This window comes from Pseudomonas sp. CFBP 13719 (genome assembly GCF_014842095.1).
Classification (GTDB): domain Bacteria; phylum Pseudomonadota; class Gammaproteobacteria; order Pseudomonadales; family Pseudomonadaceae; genus Aquipseudomonas.
Genome location: NZ_JACYVB010000001.1, coordinates 809,406 through 827,475, shown reverse-complemented (window position 1 = coordinate 827,475; position 18,070 = coordinate 809,406). Strand labels below are relative to the sequence as shown.

The 18,070-nt window shown below is 62.5% G+C and carries 17 protein-coding genes; 9 read left to right on the top strand and 8 right to left on the bottom strand.

The features are described 5' to 3' along the window. Positions 1 to 5: 5 nt before the first annotated feature. Positions 6 to 1,544, bottom strand: coding sequence for an AmpG family muropeptide MFS transporter (locus tag IFT57_RS03905; RefSeq protein WP_192150591.1), 1,539 nt, complete (start codon positions 1,542 to 1,544; stop codon positions 6 to 8). 41 nt (positions 1,545 to 1,585) lie between these two features. Continuing rightward, positions 1,586 to 1,954 (bottom strand): MGMT family protein, encoded by a 369-nt coding sequence (locus IFT57_RS03900; protein ID WP_192050701.1) that lies wholly within the window; start codon positions 1,952 to 1,954, stop codon positions 1,586 to 1,588. An 81-nt stretch (positions 1,955 to 2,035) separates the two neighbouring features. Between IFT57_RS03900 and IFT57_RS03895 the strand changes: the two genes are divergently transcribed. The 9 genes from IFT57_RS03895 to IFT57_RS03855 all read left to right on the top strand — a co-directional run bounded on the left by IFT57_RS03895 (position 2,036) and on the right by IFT57_RS03855 (position 9,794). Further along, positions 2,036 to 3,043, top strand: coding sequence for a DUF481 domain-containing protein (locus IFT57_RS03895; RefSeq protein WP_192050703.1), 1,008 nt, complete (start codon positions 2,036 to 2,038; stop codon positions 3,041 to 3,043). Between the two features lie 155 nt (positions 3,044 to 3,198). Next, a complete protein-coding gene (locus IFT57_RS03890) occupies positions 3,199 to 3,690 on the top strand; it encodes an FxsA family protein (RefSeq protein ID WP_192150589.1) in 492 nt (163 codons plus the stop codon). Positions 3,691 to 3,938: 248 nt separating this feature from the next. Next, positions 3,939 to 4,232 (top strand): co-chaperone GroES, encoded by a 294-nt coding sequence (locus IFT57_RS03885; RefSeq protein ID WP_122713401.1) that lies wholly within the window; start codon positions 3,939 to 3,941, stop codon positions 4,230 to 4,232. A 45-nt stretch (positions 4,233 to 4,277) separates the two neighbouring features. Then, positions 4,278 to 5,924, top strand: coding sequence for a chaperonin GroEL (groL, locus tag IFT57_RS03880; RefSeq protein ID WP_122797148.1), 1,647 nt, complete (start codon positions 4,278 to 4,280; stop codon positions 5,922 to 5,924). 133 nt (positions 5,925 to 6,057) lie between these two features. Beyond that, entirely contained in the window at positions 6,058 to 6,741 is a 684-nt protein-coding gene (gene colR / locus IFT57_RS03875; RefSeq protein ID WP_122479445.1) for a two-component system response regulator ColR, read from the top strand. Beyond that, positions 6,731 to 8,020, top strand: a complete 1,290-nt coding sequence (locus tag IFT57_RS03870) for a sensor histidine kinase (protein WP_122797149.1) — start codon at positions 6,731 to 6,733, stop codon at positions 8,018 to 8,020. Before colR ends, IFT57_RS03870 begins: the two co-directional genes overlap by 11 nt. Positions 8,021 to 8,164: 144 nt before the next feature. Then, positions 8,165 to 8,845 (top strand): class I SAM-dependent methyltransferase, encoded by a 681-nt coding sequence (locus IFT57_RS03865; protein ID WP_122713399.1) that lies wholly within the window; start codon positions 8,165 to 8,167, stop codon positions 8,843 to 8,845. A gap of 5 nt (positions 8,846 to 8,850) precedes the next feature. Beyond that, positions 8,851 to 9,567, top strand: a complete 717-nt coding sequence (locus IFT57_RS03860; RefSeq protein WP_122797150.1) for a lipopolysaccharide kinase InaA family protein — start codon at positions 8,851 to 8,853, stop codon at positions 9,565 to 9,567. Continuing rightward, positions 9,567 to 9,794 (top strand): hypothetical protein, encoded by a 228-nt coding sequence (locus IFT57_RS03855; RefSeq protein ID WP_122713397.1) that lies wholly within the window; start codon positions 9,567 to 9,569, stop codon positions 9,792 to 9,794. Before IFT57_RS03860 ends, IFT57_RS03855 begins: the two co-directional genes overlap by 1 nt. Positions 9,795 to 9,831: 37 nt before the next feature. Here IFT57_RS03855 and IFT57_RS03850 read toward each other — a convergent pair whose 3' ends face one another. From IFT57_RS03850 to IFT57_RS03825, 6 genes are all read right to left on the bottom strand, one after another. Continuing rightward, positions 9,832 to 10,929 (bottom strand): DUF1513 domain-containing protein, encoded by a 1,098-nt coding sequence (locus IFT57_RS03850; RefSeq protein WP_192150587.1) that lies wholly within the window; start codon positions 10,927 to 10,929, stop codon positions 9,832 to 9,834. A gap of 2 nt (positions 10,930 to 10,931) precedes the next feature. Next, on the bottom strand, positions 10,932 to 11,996 hold the full coding sequence (locus IFT57_RS03845; protein WP_122713395.1) for an imelysin family protein: 1,065 nt from the start codon (positions 11,994 to 11,996) through the stop codon (positions 10,932 to 10,934). Positions 11,997 to 12,021: 25 nt separating this feature from the next. Beyond that, complete coding sequence (locus IFT57_RS03840; RefSeq protein WP_192150585.1) at positions 12,022 to 13,449, bottom strand: di-heme oxidoreductase family protein; 1,428 nt, start codon at positions 13,447 to 13,449, stop codon at positions 12,022 to 12,024. A 96-nt stretch (positions 13,450 to 13,545) separates the two neighbouring features. Then, positions 13,546 to 14,898: an imelysin family protein gene (locus IFT57_RS03835; RefSeq protein WP_122800484.1), complete on the bottom strand. Its 1,353-nt coding sequence runs from the start codon at positions 14,896 to 14,898 to the stop codon at positions 13,546 to 13,548. A gap of 129 nt (positions 14,899 to 15,027) precedes the next feature. Continuing rightward, positions 15,028 to 17,097: a putative bifunctional diguanylate cyclase/phosphodiesterase gene (locus IFT57_RS03830; RefSeq protein WP_122797154.1), complete on the bottom strand. Its 2,070-nt coding sequence runs from the start codon at positions 17,095 to 17,097 to the stop codon at positions 15,028 to 15,030. Between the two features lie 257 nt (positions 17,098 to 17,354). Next, positions 17,355 to 17,951, bottom strand: a complete 597-nt coding sequence (locus IFT57_RS03825) for a superoxide dismutase (RefSeq protein WP_122713391.1) — start codon at positions 17,949 to 17,951, stop codon at positions 17,355 to 17,357. Positions 17,952 to 18,070: the final 119 nt, after the last annotated feature.

The window sequence follows — 18,070 nt, the reverse complement described above, 5'->3', positions numbered from 1 at the left end:
TTTTGTCAGGCGTCTTCTTCGTCGGGTCCGTCGCGCGCGATGCGCGCGTTCTCCTGCTTCCAGTGCAGGGCGATCAGCAGCAGGGTCGGCACACCGAGCAGGGCAGTGATGAGGAAGAAGTTGTGGTAGCCGAACTTTTCGACCATGACCCCTGAGTAGCCCCCGATCAGGCGCGGCAGCAAGAGCATGATCGAACTCAGCAGGGCGTATTGGGTTGCCGAGAACTTGAGGTTGGTCAGGCTCGACAGGTAAGCGACGAAGGCCGAGGTGGCCAGCCCGGAACTGAAGTTGTCCAGCGAGATGGTCAGCACCAGCATCTGCAGATTGGGCCCCATGTCGGCCAGCATCAGGAACAGCAGGTTGGTCCCCGCCGAGGTGATGCCACCGATGAAGAGGATGGGCAGGATGCCGAAGCGCACGATCAGCAGACCGCCGAAGCCGGCGCCGAGCAGGGTCATGATCAGGCCGAAGATCTTGCTGACGCTGGCGATCTGGTCCTTGGTGAAGCCCTGGTCGATGTAGAAGACGTTGGCCATGACACCCATCACTGTATCGGACATCCTGTAGGTCGCGATCAGGCCCAGCAACAACAATGCCTGCCAGCGGTAGCGCAGGATGAAGTCGTTGATCGGCGTGAGCACAGGTGCCAACCCGCGGCGACCGACCGAAGACAGGCACAGCGCAGTCAGAATGATATAGAGCAGCGCACGCAGAAATGCCCGGTCCTCGAGCAGCAGGTCGATCAGGCTCTGCGTGCCGAACAGTACGCTGGCAAAATCGGTGTTGTACAACTGGGTGAACATCGCCGGTACCGACACCAGCAGCACGATCAGTACGAACACCGACATCAGTTGGTGGCTGAAGCCGTAGCGCGCTGCCGACAATTGCGTGCGCAGCGCTACCGAGGGTTCGCGCATGATCAGGGTTGTGATCAGCGCCGGCACCATCAGAACACCGAACAGCAGGTAGGTATTGGCCCAGGCCTGGTGCAGATAGGCGAACCCGGTGGAACCGAAGCCTTCGGCGAAATACAGTGCACCGGCGGTGGCCAGCAGCGCGGCCACGCGGTAGCCGGCCATGTAGCTGGCGGCGAGGGCGGCCTGACGCTGGTCCTCGGCGATTTCCAGGCGGTAGGCGTCTACCGCGATGTCCTGAGTGGCCGAGGCGAACGCGACCACCACGGCAATTGCGATCAACCACGACAGATGCTTCTGCGGATCGCAGAAACTCATGCCCACCAGGCCGAGAATCACCAGTGCCTGGGCCAGCACCAGCCAGGAGCGACGCCGACCCAGCTTTCCGAGCAGCGGCAGCCGCCACTGGTCGAGCAGCGGCGACCATACCCATTTGAAGGCATAGGCCAGGCCGATGAGGCTGGCATAACCGATGGTTTCACGGGCGACGCCCGCTTCACGCAACCACACCGAAAGGGTTGAAAACACCAGCATGTACGGCAGGCCGGCAGCGAAACCGAGCAGCAGAAGCACAACGGTGGAAGGGCTGGCATAAGCGGCGAGCGCGGCGCGCCAGGTTTTACGGGGCATGGGCTGGAATCTGCCTCAGTTTGCGAAACAAAGCGCGCACTCTAACCGCATGCCTGCTCCGGACGCCAGCCATGGCGTGCCATATCCACGCGATTCTTCATGATCAGCACGCCTTCGCCCCGCAGGCGTGCGCGTTGTTCGGCCCCGCTGCACGTGCCTGCCGCGAGGCTCAGCCGCCCACCGGCGGCGACCACGCGGTGCCAGGGCAGGCGGGTACCGTCCGGCAGTTGACTCAGCGTGCGCCCGACCCAACGGGCTGCGCGCCCGAGCATGGCCAGTTCGGCCAGCTGCCCATAGGTCACCACTTTGCCCTCCGGGACCTGGGCCAGCACGGTGTACAGCGCCGTGCGGCGAACGGTCGCAGCATCGTCCGGGGTATTTTGCAGTTGAGAATTGAACTCGTCTGTCATCTGGGGGTCTGTCCTTGCTCGGATCTTATCCTACCGAATAATGCCGCATTTCCTACACTTCAGAGCACCCAGAATCCGCCTATGTTGCCTAGAACCCTGCTGTGCCTTGCCTTGGCTTCCACCTCCACCGTGACGTTTGCCGATACTGTCTGGTTGAAGAACGGCGACCGTATCTCCGGCAAGATTACCGTGTTCGACGGTGGCAAGTTGATGGTGAAGACTGAATACGGCGGTTCGATTCCTCTGGACTGGAAACAGATCAAGACCATGGAAAGCGACCAGGAATTGCTGGTCAAGCAGGATGACTATATCGGCGAGAAAACCAAGTCGTTCAAGGCCGCCGAGGACGGCAAGGTCATCCTGCAGAACGGTGACGCGCCCAAGACCGTCGAGCTGGCCAGCATCCAGCAGATCATCAAGCCCAAGCCTGTAGTGACTGATCTGCAGATCAAGGGCAATGTCGACCTGGGCCTGGACTACAAGCGCGCCGAAACCGATACCGACGACTACAACGTCGCCTTCAAGACCACCGCCAGGCACGGCAAGTGGCGTCACATCGGCTCTGGCGAGTACAACCGCGAGTCCCAGGACAGCATCGTCACCACCGACAACTTCGACCTCGAATACTCCCTCGACCGCTTCCTCACCGATCAGTGGTTCTGGCAGGGCCGGGTGGACTACAAGCGTGACAAGATCGAGGACCTGGAGCGTCAGCGCACCGTGGGTACCGGTCCGGGCTACCAGTTCTGGGACGACGAGCTGGGTGCTTTCTCCCTTGGCGGCTTGATCAACCGCACCGACTACCAGTATGCCGACGGCGACAAGGACAACTTCTATTCGCTGGCCATGAAGTGGGACTACAACCGCTACCTGATCGGCAAGACGGTCGAGTTCTTCACCCGTGGCGAACTCGGCAAGCCAATCGGCAACGTCGCCGACTACAGTCTGGATGCCGAAATGGGGCTGCGCTACAAGGTCACCGAATGGGCGTCGCTGAACCTCAAGGCCGAGAAGGACCTGGTCAGCGGCACCAGCGGCGCGGACCTCGACACCACCCGCTACACCGCAGGTTTCGGTGTCGCCTGGTAACATTGCAATACGCCGATACATGTCCGTGAGGCCCGCCTGGCGCGGGTTTCGCGGGGATGGACGAAGCGACCGATTGTTCACCTCCTTGAATTAACGATTTATTGACGTCATCTAGGGTCTACTGGAAGGCATTCTTCCGTAGAGGAAACCATTTGATGCGCGCTTTTCTATTGCTGTTCCTGTTGTTCCCCGTGCTGGAACTGTATGTCTTCTTCAAGGTGAGCACCGCGATCGGGTTCTTTCCCGCGCTGCTGCTGATCATTGCCGGCTCGGCATTGGGTGTGCTGGTCATGCGCGTCGCCGGGCTGGCCACGGTCCTGCGTACCCGGGCCAGCCTGCAGCGTGGCGAGTTGCCCGCCGAGCAGATGTTCAATGGCCTGGTCACCGCGGTCGGCGGCGTGCTGCTGATCGTGCCCGGCTTCATCAGCGATTTGCTGGCCGTGCTGTGCCTGCTGCCCTTCACTCGGCACTTCCTGATTCGCAAGGTGCGCGAGCGTGCCCAGGCGCAGGCCATGCGCCAGCGCGCGTTCGCCGACGACATGCCGCCACCGGGTGGCCCGGCTCAGGCGTACCGTGCTCACGTCATCGAAGGCGAGGTGATCGAAGGCGAAGTGGTCGGTCGCGACACGCCGCGTCCGGACCGCTGAAAACCTGCTGCAACGTCTCGACGGCGCCCTCGGGCGCCGTTTCTTTTGCAGGTTCGCCTGCAAATTTTTTCGCCCCAGCCCTTGTAATCGCCCGCGCCGACCTCATGTATGGGTCACCGCAAGGTTTGTGGCATTTGCGCCACACATGTTCCCGCGTCTTGCGGTGCAAGACGCGACCGGTTACGCCGGAAGATCCACACCGCCGGTACACGCCGGCCGATGAAAACCATAATTAGGAGAGATCGACAATGAAGCTTCGTCCTCTGCATGACCGCGTCGTTATCCGTCGCAGCGAAGAAGAGTCCAAAACCGCTGGCGGTATCGTTCTGCCAGGTTCGGCCGCTGAAAAACCCAACCGTGGCGAAATCGTCGCAGTGGGCACCGGCAAGATCCTGGATAGCGGCGAAGTGCGTGCGCTGGCCGTCAAAGTGGGTGACAAGGTGGTATTCGGGCCTTACTCGGGCAGCAACACCGTCAAGGTCGACGGTGAAGACCTGCTGGTGATGAGCGAGAGCGAGATCCTCGCCGTCGTCGAAGGCTGAAACCACTGAACTCCCGTTACTACCCAGTATTCAAGGAAATCGATCATGGCTGCTAAAGAAGTTAAATTCGGCGACTCCGCCCGCAAGAAAATGCTGACTGGTGTCAACGTCCTGGCTGACGCGGTAAAAGCGACCCTGGGCCCGAAAGGCCGTAACGTGATCATCGAGAAGAGCTTCGGCGCTCCGACCATCACCAAGGACGGCGTTTCCGTTGCCAAGGAAATCGAGCTCGAAGACCGTTTCGAAAACATGGGCGCGCAGCTGGTCAAAGACGTTGCCTCCCGTGCCAACGATGACGCAGGCGACGGCACCACTACCGCTACCGTTCTGGCCCAGGCCATCGTCAACGAAGGCTACAAGGCCGTCGCTGCCGGCATGAACCCGATGGACCTCAAGCGCGGCATCGACAAGGCGACCATCGCCGTCGTTGCAGAGCTGAAGAACCTGTCCAAGCCATGCGCTGATACCAAGGCCATCGCTCAGGTGGGTACTATCTCCGCCAACTCCGACAGCTCCATCGGCGACATCATTGCCGAAGCCATGGAAAAAGTCGGTAAAGAAGGCGTGATCACCGTTGAAGAAGGCAGCGGCCTGGAAAACGAACTGTCGGTTGTAGAAGGCATGCAGTTCGACCGTGGCTACCTGTCCCCGTACTTCGTCAACAAGCCTGAAACCATGGTCGCCGAGCTGGACAGCCCGCTGATCCTGCTGGTCGACAAGAAAATCTCCAACATCCGCGAAATGCTGCCGGTGCTGGAAGCTGTTGCCAAGGCGGGCCGCCCGCTGCTGATCGTTTCCGAAGACGTCGAAGGCGAAGCCCTGGCGACTCTGGTCGTGAACAACATGCGCGGTATCGTCAAAGTCGCCGCCGTCAAGGCGCCGGGCTTCGGTGACCGTCGCAAGTCCATGCTGCAGGACATCGCCGTATTGACTGGCGGTACCGTCATCTCCGAAGAGATCGGCCTGAGCCTGGAAAGTGCCACCCTGGAAAACCTGGGTAGCGCCAAGCGCGTGACCATTTCCAAGGAAAACACCATCATCGTCGACGGTGCTGGCGTTGAAGGCGACATCCAGTCCCGTATCAACCAGATCCGTGCCCAGGTTGCCGAAACTTCCTCGGACTACGACCGTGAAAAACTGCAGGAGCGTCTGGCCAAGCTGTCCGGCGGCGTTGCAGTGATCAAGGTTGGCGCTGGCTCCGAAGTTGAAATGAAAGAGAAGAAAGCCCGCGTTGAAGACGCCCTGCACGCAACCCGTGCAGCCGTCGAAGAAGGCGTGGTACCTGGCGGTGGCGTAGCGCTGATCCGTGCTCTGGAAGCGCTGACCAACCTGACCGGCGACAACGCCGACCAGAACGTAGGCATCGCTGTGCTGCGTCGCGCAGTCGAAGCACCGCTGCGCCAGATCGCTGCCAACTCCGGCGACGAGCCAAGCGTCGTGGTCAACGAAGTCAAGAACGGCCAAGGTAACTACGGTTACAACGCTGCAACTGGCGTCTACGGCGACATGATCGAAATGGGCATCCTGGATCCTACCAAGGTGACCCGTTCGGCATTGCAGGCAGCCGCTTCCATCGGTGGCCTGATCCTGACTACCGAAGCAGCCATTGCCGACAAGCCGAAAGCCGAAGGCTCGGCTGGCGGCGGTATGCCAGACATGGGTGGCATGGGTGGCATGGGCGGCATGATGTAAGCGAGCCCTGCGCTCTACCTGTCTTCAGGTAAGAAAAACCCCGGCCAGCGATGGCCGGGGTTTTTTTATGCCTGCCCAGCCTATAAGCTGCGCGAGCCCCGCCGGGGCGACAGCAGCACACGGAGACCTGCCCATGCGAATCCTACTGGTTGAAGACAACCGCGACATCCTGGCCAACCTGGCCGATTACCTGGGTATGAAGGGCTACACCGTCGACTGCGCCCAGGACGGCCTGTCCGGACTGCACCTGGCGGCGACCGAGCACTACGACCTCATCGTGCTCGACATCATGCTCCCGGGCATCGACGGCTATACGCTGTGCAAGCGCCTGCGCGAAGACGCCCGACGCGATACACCGGTGATCATGCTCACCGCCCGCGACCAACTGGACGATCGCCTGCAGGGCTTTCGTTCCGGTGCCGACGACTACCTTCTCAAGCCGTTCGCCCTGTCGGAACTGGCGGCACGCATCGAAGCGGTCCTGCGCCGCGCTCAGGGCGGCGGTCGTCGCTCGCTGCAGGTGGGCGATCTGATCTACGACCTCGACACCCTCGAAGTCACCCGCGAAGGCCGTCTGCTCAAGCTCAACCCGGTAGGCCTCAAACTGCTCGCCGTGCTGATGCAGAAGAGCCCCCACGTGCTGCGCCGCGAAGTGCTCGAAGAAGCCTTGTGGGGCGACGACTGCCCCGACAGCGACAGCCTGCGCAGCCACGTCCACCAGCTGCGCCAGGTGATCGACAAGCCGTTCGAGAAACCTTTGCTGCATACCGTGCACGGCGTCGGTTACCGTCTTGCCGAAGGCCGTGATGGAGTTTAAGCAGAGCCTTGCGCAACGCATCATCATCGCGTTTGCCTTGATGAGTGCCTTGGTCGCCGGAGCGTTCGCGGTCGGTATCGTGGCCACCGTGCACCTGGTGGAAGAGCGGTTGATATCCGCAGGCCTGGGCGGCGATCTGCAGCGCCTGTTGCTGATGGACAACGCTGCCGATTGGAGCCATCGCCCCGAACCCGATCAGCTGTTCTACTACGACGACGGTCCGGGCGACTTCGAGCTGACTGCCGACGTAAGGCATCTGCCACGTGGCTTCCACGAAGTGTTTCGCGGCAACCTGTCCTACCACGCGATGGTCGAAATAGTCGACGGTCGTCGTTACGCCTTGCTGCAGGATCAGAGCGATTTTGAGGAGCGCGAACGGGTGCTGTTCGCCGTGGTGCTGGTGGGCTTCGTGCTCAGCCTGGCCCTGGCGATCTTTCTTGGCTGGGTTCTGGCACGCAAGGTCATGGCGCCTGTGGTGCGCTTGGCCCGTCAGGTGCGCCATCGTGACCAGATCCTCGGCCTGGCGCCGCCACTGGCACCGGACTACACGGCCGACGAAGTTGGCGAGCTGGCCGTGGCCTTCGATGCCACCCTTGGCCGCCTGCGCGATGCCTTGACCCGCGAGCGGCTGTTCACCAGCGACGTGAGCCATGAACTGCGCACGCCGTTGATGGTGCTGGCCAGCTCCTGTGAGCTGCTGCTGGAAAATCCGGCGCTGCCGGAACGCTCGCGTGCACAGGTGCTGCGCATCGCCCGAGCCTGCGAAGACATGCGTGACCTGGTGCAGACCTTCCTGATGCTGGCGCGTGCCCAACGTGACGACAGCGGCCGAGTCACTCCGGCCACTTTGGGGCAGGTGGCCGAAGCGCTGCTGACCCAGTGGCGGCCAGCCATCGAAAAGAAAGGCCTGACGCTTGAGTTCGTCGCTGGCGCGCCCTTGGCGCAGACCTACAACGGTACCTTTCTACACGCCGTGATGGGCAACCTGCTGCGCAATGCCCTGCACTACACCGATCAGGGCTTCATTCGTCTGACGCTGGGAGCGAGCAGCTTCCATGTGGAAGACAGCGGTGTGGGGATTCCCGAGGCCCAGCGCGAGGCCATGTTCCAGCCGTTCGTGCGTGGCCCCGAGAAACGCGGAGAAGGGCTGGGACTGGGGTTGTCGTTGGTCCAGCGGATCTGCGAGGACCAGGGTTGGCAGGTCCGTCTGGAGCCTGTCGAGCCTCATGGCTGTCGCTTCACCGTTGAGCTCGGCCTTGGCAAGCAACCCATGGCGTGATGCTTGCGTCGCACCCCAGGGGCAATTATTGTAGGAAATATCCTGTATCACCTCGGAAATTTCTGACAAATTTTTCACAATGACATGACCTAGCCATGACGGTTGGATGAATAAGGTGTGCGCCACTGTCCTGGAGGCGTGCCCATGTCCGATCCCGTGAAGCTGGAATTTTCCGATAAGTACGATCGCGCCCACGCGCAGAAGTACTTCGACAAACATCGCAACAGTTTTGCTCGACGCATGTCGCACAGGCGCGACGAACAACTGGCCCGCAAGGCCCTGGCCCTGGTCGGCGAACCCGGATTGGTGCTGGACCTGCCGTGCGGCGCCGGTCGTTTCTGGCCGCTCCTGGCAGAGAAGCAGAACCGGGTGATCATCGGTGCGGACAACTCGGCGGCCATGGTGGAAACCGCCTGCGCTTCACAGCCGGCGCACATCGTGGGACGGGTGCAACCGCTGCAGACCTCGGCATTCGATGTCGCCCTGCCGGACAATTCGGTAGACAGCATTTTCTGCATGCGGTTGCTGCACCACATCGGTGAAGCCGAGCACCGCATGACGATTCTCAGGCAGTTTCATCGGGTGACGCGTGACAGCGTGGTGTTGTCGCTGTGGGTCGATGGCAACTTCAAGGCCTGGAAGCGTGAGCGGGCCGAGCAGCGTCGACGCCTGCACAACGAGCAGGATGGGTATCAGAACCGCTTCGTGTTGCCGGCGGCAACGGTTGAAGCGGAGTTCATCCAGGCCGGCTTCCGTATCCAGGAACGCCTGGATTTTTTGCCGATGTACGCCATGTGGCGAGTATACGTTCTACGTAAGGGGTAAGCAGGATGGCGGTTGAGGGCATGACGGCAGGTGCGGCGAGTGGGGATGCCGGCTTCGATCACTACTGGCAGCAGCAGGGTGCCTGGGTGGAAGAGCCCAATGTCAGGCGCGGCGGCGAAAGCGGCGTGCAACGCCTGTTCGCGGCCGACGGGCAGATGATCTACGTCAAGCGTCAGGTCGGGCATATCTACCGCAGCTGGCTGCACCCGTTCGGTCGTCCCACGGTGCTGCGCGAACGTGATGCGTTGACCGCGCTCTACCAGCTCGACGTCAATGTGCCGAAGATGATTTTCTGCGGCACCCAGCGCGACGAGAACAACCAGTGGCGCGCACTGCTGGTGACCCGTTCACTGGACGGTTTCGAGGAGTACGAGCACTGGCTGCAGGGCGGGGGTCGCGAACGCCATGGCGAAGCGGTCCACGAGCAGATTCTGCAGAGCCTGGCGACCAATCTGGCGCGCATGCACCGCGGACGCTGGCAGCACAGTTGCATCTATATCAAGCATGTGTTCGTGCGCGTGACAGGCGAGGGCAGCAATGCACGCGGTGAGGTAGCACTGCTGGATCTGGAGAAGTGCCGCCAACGCATGACCGCCCAGCAAGCTGCCTCCCACGACATGAAACAGCTGCGTCGCCATTCGTCGTTCAGTGCGCCAGACTGGCAGAAGTTGATCTACCTTTATGAAGCGGCATTCGGCAGCTCCATCAAAGGTTTAGCATGATGAAACTAGAAATGGCACGAGGTTTGTTTCTGGTGGCAGCCCTGGGGGTGGCCACTGCGGCAGCGGCGGCGTGGGAACAACCTCGCTCGGCCATTGTCAGTACCGCCCACGGCGAGGGCAATTGCCCGTTGCCGCGGTCGCAGAAAGCGCACATCGCAGTGACCCCGGACAAGGACTTCATCCTGTTCATGCTGGGCCTGAGCCAAGGCGTGCGCACCCAAGGCTGAATTTTCGAGCCAGTCCACTGGCTCACCTCGCATTGGCTCAAGCCAGGTACAGGTGGTTGTCCCAAAGCCCCGACGGCAATTGCAGCGGTGTGCCCACCAGTTGCGCAGCGCGGCAGTCGTAATGTCGGCAACGGCCTTGCCCCGAGGTCACCACGAAACCGTCGTCCACTGCCCCCACGCCCGCGCAATCGGGCAAGGTGCCGTCATGCCTGACTGCACCGCTGTCCATGTCCCAGATGAAGAAACGGTTGGCCCTTGGCGCAGTCAGCGCCACCAGTCTCAGTTCGCTGTGCACCGCAACGCTGGCCGTGTAGTGCCCCATGGATTGCAATTGCGCCACTGACACGGGAAAGGCCTCGAAGGGCTGGCCGGGACGCTTGACTGCCAACAGCGGTGCGCTTTCATGGGTGGGCCCCATGAATTGCTGGCAGGCGAAGACGGTATCGTCGCTGCCAATGGCCAGGTGCCGCACGCTGTTCATCGGCTGCTCCAGGCACTCCTTGCTCAGCAGGGTGCCATCGCGCTGCATCATCACCAGGCTCGGCTGCATGGCATCCAGATTCATCTCGATCCGGCTTTCGGCTTCGGTACGAATACCGCCGTTGGCCACTACCAGGGTTTCTCCGTCCGGCATCCAGGAAACCTGGTGTGGGCCGATGCCATGGGTGGACAGTTCGCCACTGTGCACCAGGCGGGCGTCGACGAAGCGGTAGACCCCCAGCACGCCACGGCCTGGATCGGTGGTGTCGTTCTCGGTGGCGTACAGCCACTCACCGTCCTTGTGCACCACTGCGTGGCCGTAGAAGTGCCGGTCGGCCTGGGATACCAAGGTCTGCAGCAACACGCCGTCGCGTAGATCGATCAGGTAGCTTTCGGTGCCGGGACGGCGAGCCACGAACAGCGCCACGGGCAGCGTTGGGTGCGCGACGATGTCATGGCAGCGTTGGCCTACCTGCGTGGCGAACACTTCACGGCCGTCCAGCCGATAACCCACGGCGTAATGGCCGCCATCGGCATCATCGCGGGCAGACAACAGCAACGATTCGCGCTGCGGATGCCGGGCCAGCGTCCAGCTGCCCAGGGTCAGCGCCTTGAGCAGTACGTGGGTCAGCTTCTGCGCCGAGCGTGCAATCATCGTCAGTCACCGTCGTTGGCATTGAAGCCCAGCTGGATGTTCAGGGCGCGGGCCAGTTCGCCTTCGTGCAGGCGGTGGACCACGTTGAGGCTGTCGTAGAGGGTGTTGAGGAACTGTTTGCCGGCATCGTCGCCGAGCAGTTCGCCGAGGTTGCGGGTGTTGCCGTCGAGCAATTTCATGGACGCGGCGTAGGCGGCGTCGATCTTGTCGGCCAGCGGTTTCTGCTCGCTGGGCAACAGGCCGCGCAGACCCTTGCCGTCGACGCCGACCCAGACGGTCTGCGCGGCCGCCAGGCTTGCCCGCACGCTGTGCATCGATTGCGCGCTGCGCCAGGCCTCGGCCTGGTAGGGCTGGGCAATACCCTTGCTGAGGCGGCCCATGGGCGCGCCGAGCTTTTTCTTCAAGGTGTCGAGTGCGGTGACCTGAGCACGCAGCACGTCGGCAATGGCTTCGTGGGAGTCGGCATAGCGCTGGTTGGGAAACTTGGTCATCTGCGCAAGCATGCCGTCGGCGCTGTTCCAGCTGGCGAGGATTTCTTCGGCCAGCGCTTTCTGGCGTTCGCCAATGGCGCTGAGCAGTGGGCAGTAACGCGCTTTCTGCGCGGCGTCGGCAATTTCCGGCTTGCTGTCGAACAGGATGTACTCGTAGGCCGACAGCCCCTGCACCACCACACTGGCCTTGGCCAGACCCTGTGCGTCGATGGGTTGCTCGGCATTGGCCAACTGCTCGACCTGACGGCCGACCAGGTTCTTCTTGTCCGGCCAGAACTGCACCGACCAGGCTTTGTTGCCCTCGGCCAGAGGGCCGATCAGCAACGGTTGCAGCTCGGCCCAGGCTCTTTGTGCCTTGAGAAAGTCGGCGCGCGCGGCATCCAGTGGCTGCGTGCCCTGGCAGAACGCCAGGGCGCTGGCAGCCAGTTGCCGATCAGCCTCGACCCAGCGGCTATACGTCGGCAGGATGACCTGCTTGGCGATGGCCGCACTGGTAACGGCTTGCCGGTCTTGCGGCGAGCAGGCACCCAGTGCCAGGGCGGCGAGGCCGGTGAAGAGCAGCTTGGGACGGAACATGTAGGCTCCTGAAACGTGTGTTCATCTAGAGAGAGTTCAAGAACGCCAGCAGGGCAGCGCGCTGCTGGGCGTCGAATTGCAATACCTGTCGCCTGGCTGCTTCAGCTTCGCCGCCATGCCACAGCACGGCTTCGAGCAGGTTGCGCGCGCGACCGTCGTGGAGAAACTGGCTATGCCCGCTGACCGTTTCGCTCAGGCCGATGCCCCACAGCGGCGGCGTCCGCCAGTCCTGTGCGCCGGCCTTGAACTCGCTGCGCCCGTCGGCCAGGCCGGGGCCCATGTCGTGCAGCAGCAGGTCGGTGTAGGGGCGAATCACCTGGCTGCGCAATTCGGGCTCCGCCGCGTCGCTGGCCGTGGTGTATTGCGCCACATGGCAACCCTGGCAGCCGGCCTGATAGAACAGATTCTTGCCGGCCAGTACCTGCGGCGAGTCGACGTCGCGACGCGCAGGCACACCCAGGTTGCGGGTGTAGAACAGCACCAGGCGCAGAATGTTATCACTGACTTCAGGTTCGCCGCCCGGGCCATTGCCGTTGACCGCTCGACGACATTCGGTTTGCGCCGCCGTACAGTCATCGAAGGGACGCAGCGAGGTGGTCAGCCCCATGTCGCCGGAAAAGGCGTGGACATTCTGCTGATTCAGATTGGGCTGTCCGGCTTTCCAGCCGAAGCGGCCAGGCACGCTGCGGCCCTGGGCGTCGTCCCATACCTGGTTGGGCCGACCCTTGATCGGCCCGGCGCTGTCGGCCTGGTTGCGGGCATTGGCGAGGATGTCCGTTTCGCTGATGGCCTCGAGCAGGCCCAGGCCGATCATCGGTGGTGCAACCCGCGCAGAGAAACGCGTGTCGGGATGCAGCGCACCGTAGCCCAGCTGGCTGATCTGCAACTGCGGCTGACGCAGCTCGACCAGAGTGCCGTCCTTGAAGCGCACCGGCATGCTTTGATAGGTGACCCTCACCTTGCCTTCGGACACATGGCCGGGGATGGCCATGTCCTGCAATTGCGTGCCATAGACAGGCTCGGGCACCACGCCCAGGCGTTCGATCTCGCGCAGGTAGTGCGGGCTGTCGGGCAGCGATAGCCGAACCAGCATGGAGACAGCGCTGAGTGCGTTGTCTTCGGGCGGATGGCCACGGCCATCCTTGATGTGGCAGTTCTGGCAGGCATTGGTATTGAACAGCGGCCCCAGGCCGTCACGCGCCGTGGTGGTAGACGGTGCGATGACCCAGGGGCTGCGGAAGAAACTGTTGCCCACGCTGAAGTCCAGGCGCCGGAGCGGCGACAGGTTGGCCGAGGGCATGGAGTAGGCGTTGACATCGAATTTGCGCACGGTGGCCTGGCCTGCGCTCTGTGCTTCGCCCGGCTCTGCCTGGGTGAAACGCGGGGCGTCGTCGCACCCGACCAGGCCGCAGGCCAGGAGCAGGAAGACGATACGGAGCAGGGATGGGCGCATGGGTGAAAAGCTGTGCTGAAGGAAGCGGATGTTCGGCCGACGCGCGGGGCTGCAACTGGTGTCGGCGTAGCCTTCTCCAGTGCAGCCCCGGTTGAATCAGAACTCGTGATCGGCAGTGTCCGGGTTCAGATCGGTGATGCCCAGTTTGCCGGCGGCCTGTTCGATTGCGCCGGTCTGCTTGACCAGGGCGGCGATGGCATCGCGCACCACCTGCTGGCCGGCGGCGTTGTCGGCGCTGATCAGCTGGTCGAAGTGCTCGCCCTTGTTGGCGCGGTCGACGATGGCCTGCATCTTCGCTTCGGTGTCGGCCAGATCGGCCTTGAGCGCGGTATCGGCAGCCGGGTCGGCCTTGGCCACCAGTGAGGACAGGCTGGCGCCGGTCAGCTTGGTGCCGTCGGTACGGGTGTACTCGCCCAGGTACACGTTGCGGATGCCCTTGGCATTGTAGAACGCGGAATTGTGCGTGTTGTCGCTGAAGCAGTCGTGCTCGTCTTCCGGCGAGTTGGCTTCGAGTGCGACCTTCATGCGTTCGCCGGCCAGTTCGCCGAGCGACAGGCTGCCCATGCCGAAAAGCATCTTGCGCAGGCCGCTGTCGACCGGTTCACCGACCAGCGTGGCGCGGTAGTTGTCGGCCACGTTGGGCTTCCAGTTGGCGAGCATCTCTTCGAGGTCGCTGACCAGCAGGTCGGTGACAGCCTTGAGGTAGGCGCGCCGGCGATCGTTGTGGCCGCCGGTGGCGCCTGCGCCGTCCAGGTAGTCGGAGGCAGGGCGGTTGCCGGCGCCAGGGCCGGTACCGTTGAGATCCTGGCCCCAGAGCAGGAATTCGATGGCGTGGTAGCCAGTGGCGACGTTGGCTTCCGAGCCGCCCAGTTCGTTCAGGCTGGCGAGCTTCTCGGGAGTGATTTCGCTGACGTCGACCTTGTCTTCACCGACCTGGATTTCCTTGTTGGCGATGATGTTGGCGGTTGCGCCGGGGTTGCCCAGAGCGTGCTCGTAACTCTTGTCGGTGTAGTCGATCAGGCCTTCGTCCAGCGGCCAGGCGTTGACCTGGCCTTCCCAATCGTCGATCAGGGTGTTGCCGAAGCGAAAGGTCTCGGTCTGCAGATAGGCCGGACGGGAGGCTACCCACGCGTCGCGGGCGGCCTTGAGCGTAGCGTCACTGGGCGCAGCGAGGAAGGCGTCCACGGCTTTCTGCAGCGTCTGGGCAGTGCTCAGCGCGTCTTCGAAGGTGGCGTGCACGATGTCGGCGTAATGGGCGACCACGGCCTTGGCAGCCGCTTCGTCCAATGTCCCGGAGGCCGTGGGCACCGCAGCTGGGGCCGCCGGGGCGGATGCAGCCGGGGCTGGGGTCTGGGCAGCGGTGGTGGTTTGCTTGTCCTTGCTGTCGCAGCCGGCAAGAGCGATGGCGATGGCCAGCAGACTGGCGGTGGCCAGGGGCGTACGAATCATGGCGAAATCCTGCGTCAAGAGTGGCGAGCGGGCGCGCCAACGGCGCGCAAAACTGCGCCATAATGCGAAAGATTTGCATTTTCTGTAAAGGGTTAATGTGAAAAAACCTTCAGGCTGGCACGTTTGCCGCTAGGTTTGCGACGGTGTCCGCGCCAGGCTGGTACGGCTGCGCTCGGATTGCTTGAGCAGGGCCGTCAGTTCGCGAGCAGCCAGCGGCTTGCTGTACAGGTAGCCTTGGCCTTCGTGACAGCCTTGAGCGACGATGTACGCTTCCTGCTCCAGGGTTTCCACGCCTTCGGCAATCACCTGCATGTTCAGGCTCTTGCCCAACTGGATAATCGCCCGAACGATGGTCGCGTCGTCCTCGTCGTTGAGCACGTCCTGCACGAAGCTCTTGTCGATCTTGATCTTGTCCAGAGGCAGCGACTTCAGGTAACTGAGCGAAGAATAGCCCGTGCCGAAGTCGTCGATGGCAATCAGCGCACCCGAGCGTCGCAGACTCAGCAGGTGCTGCGCTGCGGTGCTGATGTCTTCCATCAGGCCGGTTTCGGTCACTTCCAGTTCGAGGCTGCGCGGTGGTAGACGGTACATTTGCAGGATGTTGCTCACGACCCGCGGCAATTCGTTGTGGTGCAGCTGTACCGTCGACAGATTGACCGCCATGCGCAGGCCGCTGAAGCCCTGGTCGTGCCATTCGCGCAGTTGGCTGCAGGCCTCGTTGAGCACCCACTCGCCGATGGCAATGATGCTGCGGTTCTGCTCGGCCAGCGGAATGAACTGATCGGGCGGCACCAGGCCGTGCTCGGGATGCTGCCACCTCAGCAGCGCCTCGACGCCGACGATCCGGTGGTCGCGGTAGCTGATCTGCGGCTGATACACGAGATGCAGCTGATTGCGTACCAGTGCCTCGCGCAGGTCTTTCTCCAGCTCGCGACGCCGGCGCATCTCGGTGTCGACGCTGGCAATGTAGAACTGGTAGCGATTGCGCGAGCGGACCTTGGCCAGGGTCATGGTCTGCTCGGCTTTCTGCAGCAGGTTTTCGGTGCTGTCGCCGTCTTCGGGAAACAGGGTGATGCCGATGGTGGCGCGCAGGCGAATGGAGTGCGGGTCGAGCGGGAAGGCGGCATCGAGGTCGTCGAGGATGCGCTGAGCCAGTTCCGCCGCCTCGTAGGGTTGTTCGATGTCGGCCTGGACCAGCGCGAACTGATCGCCGCCCAGGCGTGCCAGGGTGCCGAACCTGCCGCTGTGGGCCCGCAGGCGATCGGCCAGGGCGCGCAGCAACTGGTCACCGGTCTGGTAGCCGAACTGCTCGTTGATGCCCTTGAAGTCGTCGAGGCCGACGCACAGCACCGCCACCCGTCGCTGCAGGCGGTGGGCGTCGAGCAGGACCTTGTCCAGTTGCTGCTGCAATTGCACACGGTTGGCCAGACCGGTCAGGAAATCATGCTGGGCCATGTGCAGCATGCTGTCTTCGGCTTCGTGGCGCAGTTGGGTATTGCGCTCGATGGAGGCCAGGAGCTGGTTGGCGGTGTTCACCCACAGGCCCAGCTCGTTGTGTTCATGGCCGCGCGGCAATGGCAATTGGTACTCGCCGGGGCGGTCGGGATTGATCTGCAGGAGGTGTTTGATGATCCGCGACAACGGCTTGGTCAGCAGCCAGTGATAGATCAGGTACAGCAACAAGCCCAGGGCGAGCGCGCGCAAGGTGCCGGAGATGAAGATGATCACCGAGCTGACGATGAAATCCTCGCCATAGGTGGCGGTGTCCAGGGTGATGTGCAGGTCGCCGTAGTATTCGCTGTAGGGCCCGCGGCCGATCAGGCGGGTACTGAAGCTGCGCTCCTGGCCCAGGATGCGATCGGTCAGCCAGCGGCTGGTCAGGTTCTGCAGCGGGCGCGAACGTTCGGCGAGCATCGGTTCGTCGGGATGGCCGATGGAAGCCTGGCGCACGGCATCGTCCTGGAACAACCCTTCGATGACCTGCATGCCCATTTCCCGGTCCAGGCTGTAGACCGCCTGGGTCGACGGATCGCGGAACATGGCCAGGATCCGCTCGGCATCGGCGGAGATGGCCTGTCGGGTCTTGTAGCCATCGAAGACGATCTGCGCACAGCTGAGCACCATGCCCACGACCAGTGCCGACATCAGTACCACGCGAAGCAACTTGACGGACAAGCTGTTCCTGACTTCCAGCTTCAATGGCAATTCCTTGTTTCGAACGCTTGGCATCAAGATGCCATGAGTATTGGCAACTTACCGTGAGCCGTAAAGCCACAAATGTACACGAGCCATACCGATGGTCTTGAATACCGGGGGACGCGTTAGTGTATCGGCCGACCTGAACGCATTCTTGAGCGGCAATGTAGCAACAAGGTAAACGAGGCGGGCCTTCGGCGTTTGCCGGCGGGCACAAAAAAGCCCGGCGCAAAGGCCGGGCTTTTCAAGCACGCTGTGGCTCAGGCCGTGAATGCCTTGCCTTCGTACTGCTGGGCAACGAAGTCCCAGTTCACCAGGTTCCAGAACGCCTCGACGTACTTGGGACGGACGTTGCGGTAGTCGATGTAGTAGGCGTGTTCCCAGACATCGCAGGTCAGCAGCGGGGTATCGCCATTGGTCAGCGGGTTGCCGGCGCCGATGGTGCTGGCCAGGGCCAGGGAGCCATCAGCCTTCTTCACCAGCCAGCCCCAGCCGGAACCGAAGGTGCCGACCGACGTCTTGGTGAATTCTTCCTTGAAGGTGTCGAACGAGCCGAATGCGGTGTTGATCGCTTCGGCCAAGGCACCGGTAGGCTGGCCGCCGGCGTTGGGCGCCAGGCAGTTCCAGTAGAAAGTGTGGTTCCAGACCTGGGCGGCGTTGTTGAAGATGCCACCGGAAGACGACTTGACGATCTCTTCGAGGGTCTTGCCTTCGAACTCGGTGCCGGGCACCAGGTTGTTCAGGTTCACGACATAGGTGTTGTGGTGCTTGTCGTGGTGATACTCCAGGGTTTCCTTGGAGATGTGCGGCTGCAGGGCATCGTGGGCGTAGGGCAGCGGCGGCAATTCGAAAGCCATGGTGATTCTCCTAATCAGGTCTGTTGCGGTTTGCGCAAGGCCGATCACGGGCGGCCTGAGAAACGTCGGCGAGTTTTTACTCTTTGCGACGCAGTGCCGGATCATAGCATCGGCATAGT